The 15,504-nt window shown below is 67.5% G+C and carries 9 protein-coding genes; 7 read left to right on the top strand and 2 right to left on the bottom strand.

Going from position 1 to position 15,504, the window contains the following annotated elements; translation table 11 throughout:
* The first annotated feature begins 6 nt into the window (after positions 1-6).
* Genes Q7T84_RS19115 through nagE form a run of 3 tightly spaced genes read left to right on the top strand, consistent with a single transcriptional unit; the run spans position 7 to position 6,488 of the window.
* Complete coding sequence (locus tag Q7T84_RS19115) at positions 7-2,304, top strand: family 20 glycosylhydrolase (RefSeq protein WP_304812153.1); 2,298 nt, start codon at positions 7-9, stop codon at positions 2,302-2,304.
* Positions 2,294-4,801, top strand: a complete 2,508-nt coding sequence (gene ptsP, locus Q7T84_RS19110; protein WP_304812151.1) for a phosphoenolpyruvate--protein phosphotransferase — start codon at positions 2,294-2,296, stop codon at positions 4,799-4,801. Before Q7T84_RS19115 ends, ptsP begins: the two co-directional genes overlap by 11 nt.
* 1 nt (position 4,802) lies before the next feature.
* Positions 4,803-6,488: an N-acetylglucosamine-specific PTS transporter subunit IIBC gene (gene nagE / locus Q7T84_RS19105; protein ID WP_304812149.1), complete on the top strand. Its 1,686-nt coding sequence runs from the start codon at positions 4,803-4,805 to the stop codon at positions 6,486-6,488.
* Positions 6,489-6,500: 12 nt separating this feature from the next.
* On the opposite strand, the gene Q7T84_RS19100 is transcribed toward nagE, so the two are convergent.
* A complete protein-coding gene (locus Q7T84_RS19100; RefSeq protein WP_304812147.1) occupies positions 6,501-6,857 on the bottom strand; it encodes a hypothetical protein in 357 nt (118 codons plus the stop codon).
* 216 nt (positions 6,858-7,073) lie between these two features.
* Between Q7T84_RS19100 and Q7T84_RS19095 the strand changes: the two genes are divergently transcribed.
* On the top strand, positions 7,074-7,976 hold the full coding sequence (locus tag Q7T84_RS19095) for a haloalkane dehalogenase (protein WP_304812145.1): 903 nt from the start codon (positions 7,074-7,076) through the stop codon (positions 7,974-7,976).
* 40 nt (positions 7,977-8,016) lie between these two features.
* Complete coding sequence (locus Q7T84_RS19090; RefSeq protein ID WP_304812143.1) at positions 8,017-10,281, top strand: arylsulfatase; 2,265 nt, start codon at positions 8,017-8,019, stop codon at positions 10,279-10,281.
* Positions 10,282-10,285: 4 nt separating this feature from the next.
* On the opposite strand, the gene Q7T84_RS19085 is transcribed toward Q7T84_RS19090, so the two are convergent.
* On the bottom strand, positions 10,286-11,647 hold the full coding sequence (locus tag Q7T84_RS19085; protein ID WP_304812141.1) for a metallophosphoesterase: 1,362 nt from the start codon (positions 11,645-11,647) through the stop codon (positions 10,286-10,288).
* A 181-nt stretch (positions 11,648-11,828) separates the two neighbouring features.
* On the opposite strand from Q7T84_RS19085, the gene Q7T84_RS19080 reads away from it, so the two are divergent.
* Positions 11,829-14,069, top strand: coding sequence for a TonB-dependent receptor (locus Q7T84_RS19080; protein ID WP_304812139.1), 2,241 nt, complete (start codon positions 11,829-11,831; stop codon positions 14,067-14,069).
* Between the two features lie 95 nt (positions 14,070-14,164).
* The gene (locus Q7T84_RS19075; protein ID WP_304812136.1) at positions 14,165-15,484 is read left to right on the top strand and encodes a tetratricopeptide repeat protein; all 1,320 of its coding nucleotides are present in this window, start codon (positions 14,165-14,167) and stop codon (positions 15,482-15,484) included.
* Positions 15,485-15,504 lie beyond the last annotated feature (20 nt).

The raw sequence follows: 15,504 nt of genomic DNA, 5'->3' as shown, positions 1-15,504 counted from the left end.
CCGACCATGCGTCTGCCACTGCTGATCGCCCTGGCCTCGAGTTTGGCGGGTTTCGCCGGCGCGTCCCTGGCGGCGCCGGCCAAGATCATCCCCGCGCCCGCCGCCGAAACCCCGCGGGACGGCGCCTTCCAGATTCACTCGCAGACCCCGATCCTCTACCCAGTCGGGGACGCCGAGGCCCAAGCCAGCGCCCAACGCCTGGCCGAACTGTTCAACCGCTCGCGCGGCCTTAAGCTCACGGTTCGCCAAGGCGCACCTCAGGCCGGGGCCATCGCGTTCCAGCGCGGCGCGCCGGCGGGCGAGGCCTATGACCTGGACGTCGCGACCGATCGCATCGTCGTCACCTCGGCGGGCGGGGCCGGACTCTTCTATGGGGCGACGAGCGTCTGGCAACTGGCCACCGAGACGGCGGGCAAGGGCGCGGTCGAGATCGCTGGCCGCCGGATCGAAGACGCGCCGCGCTTCGCCTGGCGCGGGCTGATGCTGGACAGCGCCCGCCACTTCCAGAGCGTTGAGTTCGTGAAGGACTTCATCGACCGAATGGCGATGGCCAAGCTGAACACCCTGCACTGGCACCTGGTCGACGATCAGGGCTGGCGACTGGAAATCAAGAAGTACCCAAGGCTGACGCAGATCGGCGCCTGGCGCGTCCCGGCCGGTCCCGCAGCGGCGGCCGACATCGACCCGAAGACCGGACACCCCCACGTGATCGGTGGCTTCTACACCCAGGATCAGGTCCGCGAGATCGTGGCCTATGCGGCCGCGCGGCACGTCACCATCGTCCCCGAGATCGAGATGCCGGGCCACGCCCACGCGCCCATCGTCGCCTATCCAGAGCTGGGGTCGGCCGCGCCGCCCGCGGCGACCTCCGGTGATTGGGGCGTCTTCCCGTATCTCTATAATGTCGATGAGAAGACCTTCGCCTTCCTCGACGATGTCCTGAGCGAAGTCATCGAGTTGTTCCCCAGCCGCTACATCCATGTCGGCGGCGACGAGGCGGTCAAGGAGCAGTGGAAGGCCAATCCCGCGGTCCAGGCGCGGATGAAGGTACTGCACATCGCCAGCGAGACGGCTCTGCAGGGCTGGTTCATCTCTCGCGTCGAACAGACCCTCAACGGCCACGGCCGCCGCCTGATCGGCTGGGACGAGATCCTCGAAGGCGGGGTCGCGCAGAGCGCGACGGTGATGTCCTGGCGCGGGATCGACGGCGCGATCATCGCCGCCAAGCTGGGCCACGACACCATCCTCAGCCCAGCGCCGACGCTCTATCTCAACCATCGCCAGACGGCGGCGCCGGACGGTCTGCCAGGCCGGGGGCAGGTGGTTGGACTGCGGGAGGTCTACAATTACGAGCCGATGCCGTTGGCCTTGAACCCCGACGAGCGTCATCACGTGCTCGGGGTCCAGGCCAATCTCTGGACCGAACACATGCGCACCGAAGACCGCGTGGCGCTCATGGCGTTCCCACGCGCGATGGCGCTGGCTGAGACCGCCTGGTCGCCGGCCGCGCGCAAGGACTGGAAGGACTTCGCCGACCGACTGCCGGTAGAGTTGGAGCGGTCCCGCGCCCTTGGCCAGCCTGTGGATGAGACCGCCCTGCGGGTTCGCGCACTGGCCAGCCCAGTTGGGCCAGGGGCGATGGTCCGCCTGCTCGGCGCCGAGGATATCGGCGAGATCCGCTACACCTTGGACGGCTCGGCCCCGACCACGGGCTCGGCGCTCTATCAGGCGCCGCTGACCGCGCCGCTAGGCGTCACCATCCGCGCCCAGGCGTTCCGCAAGGGACAGGCCTTGGCCCCGGTCTCCGACATCAAGATCGACGCCCGCTCGATCCGCACAAGAGCCAGCCAGGACCTCAAGACCTGCCGCGAGGACCTGGTGCTCAATATCGAGGACGACGCGCCGGTGCGCGGCGCGCGCGCGCGGTTCCTGATCGACATCATGAACCCCTGCTGGGTCTATGAGGACGCGGACCTGTCGGGCGTCAGCCAGATCGAAGTCGCGGTCGGCCAATTGCCGTTCAACTTCCAGATCGGCAAGGACGTCGACAAGATCAAGTTCCGGCCGCCGGCGACGCCGGACGGAGAACTGGAAGTGCGCCAGGGTTCATGCGCGGGGACCGCGGTCGCGACCCTGCCGCTGGGGCCTGCTGTTACGTCGCAAGGCGTCACGGTGTTGACCGGGCAGATCGCCGGCGCGACAGGCGTCAGGGACCTCTGCTTCACCTTCACCCAGAAGGGCGTCGATCCCATGTGGGCTGTCGACCGGGTCACCCTGATCGCCGGAGACCGTCATGGCGGGTGACCTCGTGCTGCTCTCGCCGCTGGACGGCTGGGCGGCCCCGCTGTCGGAGGTCCCCGATCCGGTCTTCGCGCAGGCCATGTTGGGCGACGGCCTGGCGGTCGATCCCACGGGTTCAACCCTGCACGCGCCCTGTGACGGCGTCATCGTGTCGGTCCATGCCTCCAAGCACGCGGTCAGCCTGCGCGCGGCCGGCGGTGTCGAGATCCTGATGCACATCGGATTGGAGACCGTCGCCTTGAAGGGCGAGGGCTTCACGGCCCATGTCGCTGATGGCCAGGCGGTGAGCGCCGGCGCCCCGCTGATCTCATTCGATCTCGATCTCCTGGCCCGCCACGCCAAAAGCCTGATCACGCCGATCGTCATCACCGGAGCGGGCGGGCGCGTCATCGCCAGCCGGCTGACCGGCGCCAGCGTCAAGGTCGGCGAGCCGCTGCTTACCCTGTCGTGCGGCGGCAAGATCGTCGCCGACGCGGTCGCCACGGGACCCGAGCTCAGCCGCGCCATCATCATTCCCCTGATCCACGGCCTGCACGCCCGGCCCGCCGCGCGGCTGGCGGATACGGCCAAGCGCTTCCAGGCCGAGATCGCCGTGGTGGCGCTCAACCGGCGGGCCAACGCCAAGAGCCCAATCGGGGTGATGTCGCTTGGTCTGCGCCACGGCGACGCGGCCAGTCTGGTGGCCAGCGGCCTCGACGCCGCCGCGGCCCTGGAGGCGGTGGCCGAATTGATCGAAGGCGGGATGGGGGAGGGCGCGCCGATCATCGAGCCCGCCGCTCCGGGGCCGGCGAAGCCATCCCAATCCGCTCGGCCGGGCGTCGCGGTGCTGCGCGGCGTCATGGCTTCGCCCGGCCTGGCGGTCGGCAAGGCCGTTCGGCTATTCGTGGACGAGATCGTTGTCCCCGAACTTGGCCAGGGCGCCCAGCCGGAAATGGCGGCGCTCAATTCAGCCTTGGACGCTGTCCGCGCTCGGATCGCCGGGGAGGCCCTAGCCAGCGGCAGCCCGGCCCGCAAGGCTATCCTCGGCGCCCACGCGGCTTTCCTTGAGGACCCCGAACTGGCCGATCAGGCCCATCGCTTGATCGGCGAGGGCAAGAGCGCGGCCTATGCGTGGCGCGCGGCCATCGGCGCCTATGTCGAGGCGCTGCGCGGGCTGGGCGACCGGCGGATCGCCGAGCGGGTGGACGACCTGCTCGACCTTGAACGCCGCGTCCTGCTGGCGATCAACGGCCAGGAAGATCGCGGCCCCGAACTGCCGCTGGACGCCATCCTGCTGGCCGAGGAACTGCTGCCCTCCCAGTTGATGGGGCTCGACCCCAGCCGGCTCGCCGGGATCTGCACCGCCGGCGGCGGCCCGACCTCGCATGTGGCGATCCTTGCGGCCTCGATGGGGATACCGGCCGTGGTGGCGGCCGGTCCCGGCGTGGCGCAGGTTCGGGCAGGAACCAGCCTGATCCTCGACGCCGACGCAGGGCTGCTGCACCTCGCCCCTGACGCCAGGGCGCTGGCAGCCGCGCAGACCGCCCTGGCGACTCGCGCCGAACGCCGCATCGCCGCGCGCGCCGCCGCCCGTGAAGAGTGCCGAATGGCGGACGGGACACGCATCAAGGTGTTCGCCAATCTGGGCTCCCAGGCCGACGCCGACGCCGCTGTCCACGCCGGGGCCGAGGGCTGCGGCCTGTTGCGCACCGAGTTCCTGTTCCTGGAACGCGAGAGCGCCCCCACCGAGGACGAGCAGGCCGAAGACTACGCCGCCGTCGCGCGCGGGCTCGGCGGACGGCCGCTGATCATCAGGCTGCTCGATGTCGGCGGCGACAAGACCGCCTCCTATCTGCCCATCGCGCCGGAGGAGAACCCAGCCCTGGGGCTACGGGGTGTCCGCGTGCTACTGCGCCGGCCCCATGTGTTGAAGACACAGCTGCGCGCCATCCTGCGCGGCGCGCCTCACGCCAAGATCATGGCGCCGATGGTGATCGGTCTGAGCGAACTGCGGGCCGTGCGCCTGGTGCTCGACGAGGCGCGTAAGGAGTTGGGGCGGGCCGGGCGTACCGATCTTGGCGTGATGATCGAGACCCCGGCCGCGGCGATGATCGCCGACCTGCTGGCGGCTGAAGCCGACTTCCTATCGATCGGCACCAACGACCTGACTCAGTACACCCTGGCCATGGACCGGGGAAACCCCGACCTCGCCGGCGATATCGACGCCCTGCATCCCGGCGTCCTGCGCCTGATCGCCCAGACGACAGACGGGGCGGCCAAGCACGCGCTCTGGACCGGGGTCTGCGGCGGGCTCGCGGGCGATCTGGCCGCGGTGCCGATCCTGCTGGGCCTCGGCGTCAGCGAGCTTTCGATGCCCTCGGCCGCGATCCCGGAGGCCAAGGCCATGATCCGGACTCTGTCGCCCGAGGCTTGCCGCGGACTAGCGGTCCAGGCGCTGGCCCAGCCCTCGGCCGACGCCGTCCGTGCGCTCTCCAACACCTTCCTCACCGGAGACGCCTGAGATGGCCTCGCCCCTCGAAGCCCTGCAGTCCCTCGGCCGCGCGCTGATGCTGCCCATCGCCGTCCTGCCGGCGGCGGGCCTGCTGCTGCGGCTTGGGCAGCCCGATCTCCTCGACATTCCGTTCATCGCCGCGGCGGGGGAGGCGATTTTCGCCAATCTGGGCCTGCTGTTCGCGGCCGGGGTCGCGGTCGGACTGGCCAAGGATAACAACGGCGCGGCGGGGCTGGCGGGCGTGGTCTGCTTCCTGATCGCCACCAAGGGGGCCGAGACGCTGCTGCATGTTCCGCCCGAGGCCCTGAAGGGCATGGCGGGAGACGCCGTGGACCTCGCCGCCGCGGCCTTCAAGCAGAAGGCCATCGCCAAGGTCTCCGTCCCGATCGGCATTCTGTCAGGGGTGATCGGCGGGCAGTTCTACAACCGGTTCTCGAATGTAAAGCTCCCGGAATACCTGGCGTTCTTCGGCGGGCGGCGTTTCGTGCCGATCATCGCCGGCCTCGCCGGGCTGGGGCTCGCCGCGCTGGTCGGCTTCACCTACGAGACCCTCGACATGGTGATGGACAACGCCAGCCGCGCCATCGTCGGGTCGGGCGCGCTGGGCCTCTTCGTCTACGGTGTGCTGAACCGGGCGCTGATCATCACCGGCCTGCATCACATCCTGAACAACATCGCCTGGTTCATCGTCGGTGATTTCAACGGCGCGACCGGCGACCTCAACCGGTTCTTCGCCGGTGATCCGAGCGCCGGCGCTTTCATGGTGGGCTTCTTCCCGGTGATGATGTTCGGCCTGCCGGCTGCCTGCCTGGCCATGTATCACGCCGCCCCGGCGCACCGACGCAAGGCGGTCGGCGGGATGCTGGGCTCCATGGCGTTGACCACATTCCTGACCGGGGTGACCGAACCGATCGAGTTCAGCTTCATGTTCCTCGCCCCGGTGCTCTACGCGATCCACGCGCTGCTGACCGGGCTGTCGTTCGTGGTGATGAGCCTGCTCGACGTAAAGCTCGGCTTCGGCTTTTCGGCGGGACTGTTCGACTACCTGCTGAACTTCAACAAGGCCACCCGGCCCTGGCTGCTGCTGCCGGTTGGGGCGGCCTATTTCGCGCTCTATTACGGGCTCTTCCGCTGGGCCATCGCTCGCTTCGACCTGAAGACGCCGGGCAGGGAAGGCGACGTCGCCCCGGCGACGACCGCCCAGGCGCCCAGCGGCCGGCGCGGCGAGGATTTCGTGACCGCGCTCGGCGGGGCGGCCAACCTGGTCAGCGTGGACGCCTGCACCACGCGGCTGCGCCTGATCGTCGCCGACCAGAAGGCTGTCGACGAGCCAGCCCTCAAGGCGCTCGGTTCACGCGGCATGGTCCGGCCTTCCGACAAGGCCCTGCAGGTCGTGCTCGGACCTATCGCCGATCAGGTCGCTGGCGAGATCCGCGACGCCCTGGTCGGTCAAAACTTGGCTGTGACGCCGCTCGCACCCGCGCCCATCGCCCATCAGATCGATCTTGATCGCTGGACCGCGGCCTTGGGGGGGGCGGCGAACATCCGACAGGCCGAGCTGCGCGCCGGCCGCATCTGCGCTGAGCTTGAAGACGTCGCCGCCGTGAATGAACCGGCCTTGTTCGAGTTGGGCGCGCGCGGTGTGGCGAGGCCATCCGCGGGGCATCTTCAGATCCTCCTCAAGGCGACGCCATAAGGGGCTTCAGTCCTATCGATGACGCTCACGAAACACCGGCAGGACGGCGGCGAACAGCAGCAGGCCGAGCGTGATGTAGGTCGAGGAATTCTCGATCGGCCGCGCCAGATCCGCCTCGAAGAAGCGGCGGAAAAACACAAGCTCTACGATCCCGACGACGAACATCAGCAAGACCGCGATGACGCCGACGCCCACGCGCTGGGGAACGGTGGGAGCTATGTCGAATGTCCGGACGGCGAAACCGGCCGCTGGCAACAGAAGGAATGCGACTAGCAACGCGCCGACCAGTTGCCCCAACACCGGTTCGATGCCCAGCAGTTCGAACCCGTCACGTACGACCTTCGCAAGACCCAACCCGATGAACAGCACGCAGAAATATACAAATGCAGCCTCGGCTACGTGTCGCATGAGGGGTCCTCTGGTCTGACGAAGATGCTGCGCTAAAGATGGTTCATCTGCAAACCGATGTTCGTCCAGTTTGCATCGGGCTGCTCCCACCCTGGCTTGACGGCCTCGCCACATAATGGCACGCATGATGCCAATATATGGTCGTGCATAGGCGCGGCGAGCGATGGGGTGGACGTCATGCAGGTGCTGAGAACAGCGGATGAACGGTTCGCCGATCTGCCAGATTGGCCCTATGGGCCTCACTACAGCGAAGTGACCGACGCGGACGGTACAAGTCTGCGCATCGCCTATGTGGACGAGGGGCCGCGCGATGGACAGGTCGTGCTGCTGATGCATGGCGAGCCCTCCTGGTCCTATCTGTACCGCAAGATCATCGCTGCCCTGGCGGCCAAGGGCTACCGCGTGGTGGCCCCGGACCTCATCGGCTTTGGCCGCTCGGACAAGCCGGCGCTGCGGACCGACTACACCTATGAGCGTCACGTCGATTGGATGAGCCAATGGCTTGCCGGGTTGGACCTGCGGGACATCACGCTCTTCTGCCAGGACTGGGGTGGCCTGATCGGCTTGCGGCTCGTGGCCGCGTATCCAGAGCGGTTCGCGGGTCTGGTGATCGCCAACACCGGCCTTCCCACGGGATCTGGCATGACGGCCGGGTTCAAGGCTTGGCTGGATATCAGCCAGAACGTCCCGCAGATGCCAATCGGCGGCTTTGTCAGCGCCGGCTCGGGGCGCGACCTCTCGCCCGCCGAAATCGCGGCCTACGACGCGCCGTTCCCCGATGAGACCTACAAGGAGGGCGCGCGGCAGTTCCCGATGCTGGTTCCGGTGACGCCTGAGCATGGCTCCGTCGCTGAGAACCTGGCGGCCTGGAAGATCCTCGAAGCGTTTGAGAAGCCGGTGATCACCGCCTTCAGCGACGGAGATGCGGTCACCCGTGGCGGGGAGGCGCCGTTCCAGACTCGCATTCCGGGCGCCAAGGGGCAGGCCCATGTCACGCTCAAAGGCGGCCACTTCCTGCAGGAAGACTGCCCCGGCGACATCGTCGCCGTCATCGACGGCATGATTCAGGCACGAGCCTAGGCGGGCGCGAGCCCCGCACCAATTTCCAGGGAGTCACGAGATGGCCGACGAGCTTCCCCAGAGCGATGCGTTTCAAGGCGTCATCGGGCGTACCGTTCAGGAGTCCCAGCCCTGGTGGCCGCCGTCGCCGATGAAGGCCGGCGCCCCGAACGTGGTGATGGTCGTTCTGGATGACAGCGGCTTCTCGCACTTCGGCTGCTATGGCTCGACCATCGAGACGCCGAACATCGACCGCCTGGCCGTCCAGGGCGTGAAGTACACCGGCTTCCACACCACCTCGCTCTGCTCGCCGACCCGCGCCTGCCTGCTCACGGGGCGCAATCATCACGCGGTGGGCATGCGCTCGGTCTCGAACTTCGACACCGGCTACCCGAACATGCGCGGGGCTATTCCGAAGTCCGCCGCGACCCTGCCCGAAATTCTGCGTGAGAACGGCTACGCCACTTTCGCCGCCGGCAAGTGGCACTTGGCGCCGATGGCTGAATGCACGGCCGCCGGTCCGTTCGCCAACTGGCCGCTACAGCGTGGATTTGACCGCTACTACGGGTTCCTGCAGGGCGAAACCGACCAGTTCCACCCGGAACTGACCTATGACAACCACCACATCGACCCGCCCTATACGCCGGAAGAGGGCTATCACGTCTCCGAGGACATCACCGATCAGGCCGGCGGCTTTATCCGCGACTTGACCTCGCTGGTGCCGGAGCGGCCCTTCTTTCTCTACTTGGCTTTCGGCGCGACCCACGCCCCGCACCAAGCCCCCCAGGCCTATCTCGACAAGTACAAGGGCCGCTTCGACGCGGGCTGGGACGTCGAGCGCGCCCGCTGGTTCGAGAAGCAAAAGGCGCTGGGCGTCATCCCGGCCGACACCGAGCTGTCGCCGCGCAATCCGGGCGTTAAGGCCTGGGATGACCTGTCGACCAACGAGCAGAAGTTCGCCGCCCGGCTGCAAGAAGCCTTCGCCGCGATGCTGGATCACACCGACCACCAGATCGGCCGACTGATCGAACAGCTTCAGAGCCTGGGCAAGTGGGAGAACACACTCTTCGTCGTGCTGTCGGACAACGGCGCCAGCCAGGAGGGCGGCGCCGCCGGGGTGTTGGACGAGATGAAGTGGTTCAACGGCATCCCGGAGAACATCGACCATGCCGTCGAGCGCCTCGACGATATCGGCGGACCGAACAGCCACTCCAACATTCCGTGGGGCTGGGCGCAGGTCGGGAACACGCCGCTTCGCTGGTACAAGCAGAACACCCACGGCGGCGGGGTCCGTGACCCGCTGGTTATTCACTGGCCGGGCAAGATCGAGGGCGCGGGGGAGACGCGCGCCCAGTTCTGCCACGCTATCGACGTGACCCCGACCATCCTGGACGCCCTCGGCCTGGCGACCCCGGACGTGGTCGGCGGCGTGCCGCAGACGCCGCTGCACGGGACCAGTTTCGCGTCGACCTTCCAGTCGGGCGTCCCCAAGGTCGAGCGGGGTCCTCAATATTTCGAGATGGGCGGCCATCGCGGCCTCTACATGGACGGCTGGAAGGCCGTCACGCGCCACACCTCCGGCGTCCCCTTCGACGATGACGTCTGGGAGCTCTACAATTTCACCAACGACTTCTCTGAAACCAACGATCTGGCGGCGCAGGAGCCGGAGCGCCTGAAGGCCATGATCGCACGCTGGTGGCAGGAAGCTGAAGAGCATGGCGTGCTGCCGCTGGACGACCGCGGGGCCTTGGCCCTTTTCCGTTCATCGATGCGGCCAGGCCTGCCGAGCTCCCGTCGACGGTTTGTCTATCGACCGCCCATCACCCGCGTCGTCGCCGACGCCTGTCCGCCGGTGGCGCGCAGCTGGCGCACGCTTATCGAGCTGGATCATCCGACGCAGAACGGCGACGGCGCGCTGGTGTCGCGGGGAACCATCAACAGCGGCTATGTGATCTACATATCCGAGGGGCGTTTGCACTTCGACTACAACGCCTTCCACGATCACACTCATCTCGTCGCCGCCAAGCCGATGTCGCCGGGACCCCACAGCATAGAGTTGGTCGTGGAGCGCGATGAAGCCGGCGGGGCCGACCTTGGCCTCAGTGTCGATGGCGAGCAGGTCGCCGCGGGCAAGCTACCTCGGATGCTGGCCATGCTGTCGAGCATCGGCATGGATCTGGGCCGCAGCCTGGCGCCGGTCTGTGACGGCTATTCCGCCCCGTTCGTCTATCCCGGCAAGATCGACTCCGTCATCTTTGAGGTCGGCGGCGCTCCGACCGGCGGCGAAGTCCGCGCCCAGGCCCGAGCGGAGATGTCTCGCCAGTAGGGAGTCAGCTCGCCAGAAGCGACTTGGCCGCCACCGATTTCAGCCGCACGTCGGGGACCTCGCTGAAGGCCAGGTCGGTCGCGCCAAAGTACTCAGCCTGGTTCGACGCGCACCAGTCGGTCGTGACGATCCGGGCGAGCCGGCCGTCCGCCGGCCTGAGCGTCTCTCCATAGAGGAAGTCTCCGCTCCGCTGATCCAGCGGCATGGGGCGGTCTTGGTTCGCCCGGGCGATGAACCCCGCGAGCCTTTCCCGGGACACCTCGGCCACCATCAGCTTGCCCTCGAAGCGCACGACAGCGTCAAAGGCGAAACGCGATACGGGTCCTGAAGGCAGGCCGGTCCCCAATGTGGTGTGACCGATGAAGCCCGCGTCGGCTTCGCTGGCGCGGGCCATCGCCGCGGCGACCGCGCGTCCGGTGTCGCCCAGCGACAGGGCACGCGAAGACACGCCCAGGATCGCGCGTTCCTGTTCCGTCACGTCCCGCGTCAGAACCGTCGCGATGAGCGATGCTAGACCCGGCGACACGGGCGCATCCAGCGCGACCTGCCGCGAAACGGCGTCGCCCGGCCCATTCATTCGCAGGGGTACGGCGGTGTAGGCGTTGCTCCACGATCCGGTGTGCACATAGAGGCTGCGGCCCTGGCGATGCTGGAACAGCAAGTGGTTGTGCCCGCCGACCATCAGGGCGCCGTCAGGCAGCAAGGGAAGAATGTCCCGATCAGGCGCCACGCCGGCGTGACTCATGACCATCGACAGCTCGGCGCCGGCCAGGGCCTGGGCAAGGTTCGCCTTGGCCCACTCGCCGGGCGCGGGAATGGTCAGGGTCGGGCGGCTGGCGGCTGGATAGGTGTTCAGTGAATTCGTCGCCACCCCGACCACCCGCAGGCGCCGAGCGCCCAGGGGCAGGGTGGCTGTCGCCCCGGCGTATGGCGCGCCGGTCCGAGCGTCGACAATGGTGCTGACCACTGTGAGGCCCAGTGCGCGCAGACGAGCGACGACATCGGCCAAGTCCGCCGTAATGTCGTTGTCGTGGTTGCCGAGGTTGAAGACCGTCGGCGCGATCTTGGGCAATTCACCGAGGAAGGCCCAGTCGATGGCGCCGCCGGAGCGCACCGCTGCGACATTGCCGTGTTCGAATGCATCGCCGTTGATGGCGATCACATGGGGAACCGGCTGCGCGGCGACTTCGGCCTCAAGGGCGGCGAGCAACTGCCCCGTCCGCTCGTAGGCCGAGTGCAGATCCGACATGGCGAGCACCCGCCCGACAATGGGGGACGCGAAGCCGGTCAGGAGAGGGCTGGCGGCGGCGACGGCTATGCCCGCGAGGAACTGCCGCCGGTCAGTAGGGGGGAGGGGATCACGCACGATCCAGCTGATTTCACCATTTCGACGCTGGAGCAATGGCGCGAGGCGCGCGCAGTGCGTGCAGCGTGACCAATGTGCCCATGTATCGAAAATTTCACGAAGTAACGACGTTATCTATTGGCGATCCAAATCGCTGCAGCGTAGGGCCACCCCGACTTTAATCCTTGGGGGATCACACATAATGAATCGTCGTCTCGGCGCGCTCGCCTGCTCGGTCAGCGGCCTGGCTCTTCTCGTCTCCACGCCTGCCCTGGCGCAGTCGCCGGCCCCCTCGGACGCGGCCTACACCGTGGAAGACCTGGTCGTCACGGCGCAGCGCCGGAGCGAGAACATCCGCGACGTGCCATTCGCCGTGACCGCCGTGAACCAAGAGACGATGGCCGAGGTGGCCGCCGGCGGCGGCGACATCCTGTCGATGTCGGCCCGGGTGCCGAGCTTGCAGGTCGAGAGCTCCAACGGCCGCTATGCCCCGCGTTTCTATATCCGCGGCCTCGGCAATGTGGACTTCGACTTCAACGCCTCGCAGCCGGTCTCGGTCGTGCTCGACGACGTCGTGCTCGAGAACGTCTTCCTCAAGGGCTTCCCGCTGTTCGACGTCCAGCAGCTGGAAGTGCTGCGCGGGCCGCAGGGCACGCTGTTTGGCCGCAACACTCCGGCCGGCGTGGTCAAGATCGACACCGCCAAGCCGTCGCAGCAGTTCGGTGGCTTCGCCTCGCTCGCCTATGGCAACCTGGGTTCGGTCCGGGGTGAGGGCGGGATGACCATGCCGCTGACCGAGACCGTGCAGGTGCGCGTTTCGGGTCTGTGGAACCATCGGGACGACTGGGTCGACAACGCCTACAACGCGCCCTTCGCCGATCCGAACGGCAAGGACCTGGGTAACTTCGACGACGTCGCCGGTCGCATTCATATCGCCTGGACGCCGACGGACCGCCTCTCGGCCCTGCTGACCCTGCAGGCCCGCGACTACGAAGGCACGGGCACGATGAACCGGGCCAATGTCCTGACCAAGGGCTCCAACGAGCTGAACGCCAACTTCGACCGCGAAAAGGTCTATTACGACGGCGGTCGCAACAACTTCCAGAAGCAGAACACGACGTCGCAAGCCCTGCAGGTCGCCTACGACTTCGGACCGGCAACCCTGACCGGCGTGGTCGCCTCCTACCAGGGCAAGTCCTCCGGCAATGGCGACATCGACGGCGGCGTGGCCTCGGCCCCGGCCGGCGCGCCGTTCAAGACTCCGTTCAACTCCGAGACCGGCACCCTCAACAGCGACCTGCTGCAGAACACCTATGAACTGCGCCTCGCGTCGAACGGCGACGGCCCGCTGGGCTGGCAGGTCGGCGCCTTCTATTGGGACGAGCGCTTCAACCTGATCTCGGCCACCTTCAACGGCACGGGCGGCATGCTGCCGACCATCATCACCGACGTCGTGCAGCGTTCGGAGTCCTGGTCGCTGTTCGGCCAGGGCCACTACGAGGTCACCGACGCCCTGAAGCTGACGGCTGGCCTGCGCTACACCGACGACAGCCGCAACTTCCGCGGCCAACGCGTGCTCGGTCCGGCGCTGGATGTGACGAAGAAGGTCGGCGACGAACAGCTGAGCTGGGACGTCAGCGCCCTGTACGAGGTCAATGACGAGCTGAACCTGTTCGCCCGCGTGGCCCAGGGCTATCGCGGTCCGTCCATTCAGGGCCGGATCGCCACCTCCAACGTCGTGACCACGGCCGACTCCGAAACCGTCATGTCCTACGAAGTCGGCTTGAAGTCGCGTCTGTGGGAAGGCCGCGCTCGCCTCAACGCCACGGCGTATATCTATGAAGTGTCCGATCCGCAGTTCACCGCGATCGGCGGCGAGGGCAACTTCAACCAGCTGATCAACGCCGACAAGGGCGAGGGCTATGGCGTGGAGATCGACGGCGACGTCTATCTGGGCGCCGGCTTCAGCCTGGCGGGCGGCTTCGCCTGGAACCACACGGAGATCAAGGACAACAACCTGCTGGTCGCCTTCTGCGGCGCGAACTGCACGGTCACCGACCCGATCGTCAATGTCGGCACGACCCGCCGCGCCAACATCGACGGCAATCCTTTCCCGCAGGCTCCGGAATACACAGCCAACCTGACGCTGAACTACGTCCACTCGCTCGGCAACGGCGCGGAGCTCTTCGCCTCGACCGACTGGGTCATGCAGAAGAACTTCAACCTGTTCCTGTACGAGTCGGTCGAGTTCCAGCAGGACACCGCTTTCGAAGGCGGCCTGCGCGCGGGCTGGCGCAGCGCCGACCTTGGCCTGGAAGCCGCAGCCTATGTGCGCAACATCACCGACGAGGCCAATGTCATTGGAGCGATCGACTTCAATAACCTGACCGCCTTCGTCAATGAGCCCCGCACCTATGGCGTTCAGCTCACGAAGCGCTTCTGATCTAATCGCCCCGGTGGAGCTTCATCAGCTCCGCCGGGGCGAACTGCCTACCAGGCCGTCTCTGATAGGGACGGCCGAGAGCACAGGACGACATGATGGCCCGCCAGGATAGCCGCGGACTGCCGCTCTCGACCATCTCCGACAGCGCCGCGACGCACTATCGGCGGGGGGTGGATCTGATGCTCGCGGCTTGGCCCGGGGCGGCCGAGGCGTTGGACGCCGCGATCCACGACGATCGCGAATTTGCACTCGCTCATGCGGCCCGAGCCCGGCTGCACGCCATATCCGCGCAGTCGGCTGAAGCCCGTGCGGCCATCGCGGCGGCTGAGGACATCGTGGCCAAGCACGGCGGGGAACGCGAGCGCAGCCACGTCTCAGTGCTTTCCTTGGCCATCAATGGGCAAGCCGCGAAGGCGTTGGAAAGCGCGCTCGCCCATATCGACGCCTGGCCCACCGACCTCTTGATCTTCTCGCTGCCGTTGGGCGCCTTTGGCCTCTTCGCCTTCTCCGGAATGCCGAACCACGATCAGGCGCGGGTCGATCTCTGCGAGCGGCACGGCGCCCACTTCGCGCGCGACGACGCCTGGTTCCTGACAAACGCCGGCTGGGCTTACGCCGAGAACGGCGCGGTCGGTCGCGGGCGGGAACTGCTCGAGCGGTCCTTCGCGCTGCAGGGGAGGGACGCCAACACGGTCCATGCGCTGGCCCACGCCATGTTCGAAGGCGGCGAAGGGGAGGCGGCCAACACGCTGATCGCCGGCTGGCTTCCCGGCTACGACCGCACGGGCATCCTGCACGGCCATCTCGCCTGGCATGGCGCCCTGGTCAATCTGTTGAAGGGCGACGCCGAAGCCGCGCTCTCGCTCTACGCCGAGCACGTCCAGCCATCGGTGTCGGCTGGGCTGGCGATCACGGTCGTGAGCGACTCGGCGTCGCTGTTGTGGCGAGCGCAGGCCTACGGCCACAGCCTGCCGGACGGGTCATGGGAGTCCGTCGCGGCTTTCGCCGCCAAGGCTTTCCCCAAGCCCGGCCTGGCCTTTATCGACGTCCACATGGCGCTTCTTGAGGCGGCCACGGGCGACCGCGCCGCCATCGAGCGTCGCATCGAGGCTTTGACCAGCATGGCGCAGGCCGGCTTTGCCGGCGCTGGCCCAGTCACCCCGGCGATCTGCAATGCGGCGCTCGCCTTCGCCGATGGCGATTACCAAGCGTGCGCGCAAATCTTGGAGCCGGTGGCGGTGGATGTCGTGCGTATCGGCGGGAGCGGGGCCCAACGTGAAATCATCGAAGACACGCTCATCGTCGCCCTGATGCGCGGTGGCCACGCAGCCAAGGCCCGCGCCCGCCTCGAGCGCCGCCTGCACCGCCGGCCCTCGCCGCGCGACACGCGCTGGCTGAGCCAGCTCACGACCTGAGCCGCCCCGGCGGCCAGCGC

Source organism: Phenylobacterium sp. (assembly GCF_030654915.1).
Classification (GTDB): domain Bacteria; phylum Pseudomonadota; class Alphaproteobacteria; order Caulobacterales; family Caulobacteraceae; genus Phenylobacterium.
The sequence above is the reverse complement of the archived record's forward strand: the minus strand, read 5'-3'. Positions and strand labels throughout refer to the sequence as shown.

Excerpts from the sequence above, each read along its gene's own strand:
- Q7T84_RS19095 (WP_304812145.1), top strand. The coding sequence starts at position 7,074 with ATGCAGGTGCTGAGAACAGCGGATGAACGGTTCGCCGATCTGCCAGAT.
- nagE (WP_304812149.1), top strand. The coding sequence starts at position 4,803 with ATGGCCTCGCCCCTCGAAGCCCTGCAGTCCCTCGGCCGCGCGCTGATG.
- Q7T84_RS19115 (WP_304812153.1), top strand. The coding sequence starts at position 7 with ATGCGTCTGCCACTGCTGATCGCCCTGGCCTCGAGTTTGGCGGGTTTC.
- Q7T84_RS19075 (WP_304812136.1), top strand. The coding sequence starts at position 14,165 with ATGGCCCGCCAGGATAGCCGCGGACTGCCGCTCTCGACCATCTCCGAC.
- Q7T84_RS19090 (WP_304812143.1), top strand. The coding sequence starts at position 8,017 with ATGGCCGACGAGCTTCCCCAGAGCGATGCGTTTCAAGGCGTCATCGGG.
- Q7T84_RS19080 (WP_304812139.1), top strand. The coding sequence starts at position 11,829 with ATGAATCGTCGTCTCGGCGCGCTCGCCTGCTCGGTCAGCGGCCTGGCT.
- ptsP (WP_304812151.1), top strand. The coding sequence starts at position 2,294 with ATGGCGGGTGACCTCGTGCTGCTCTCGCCGCTGGACGGCTGGGCGGCC.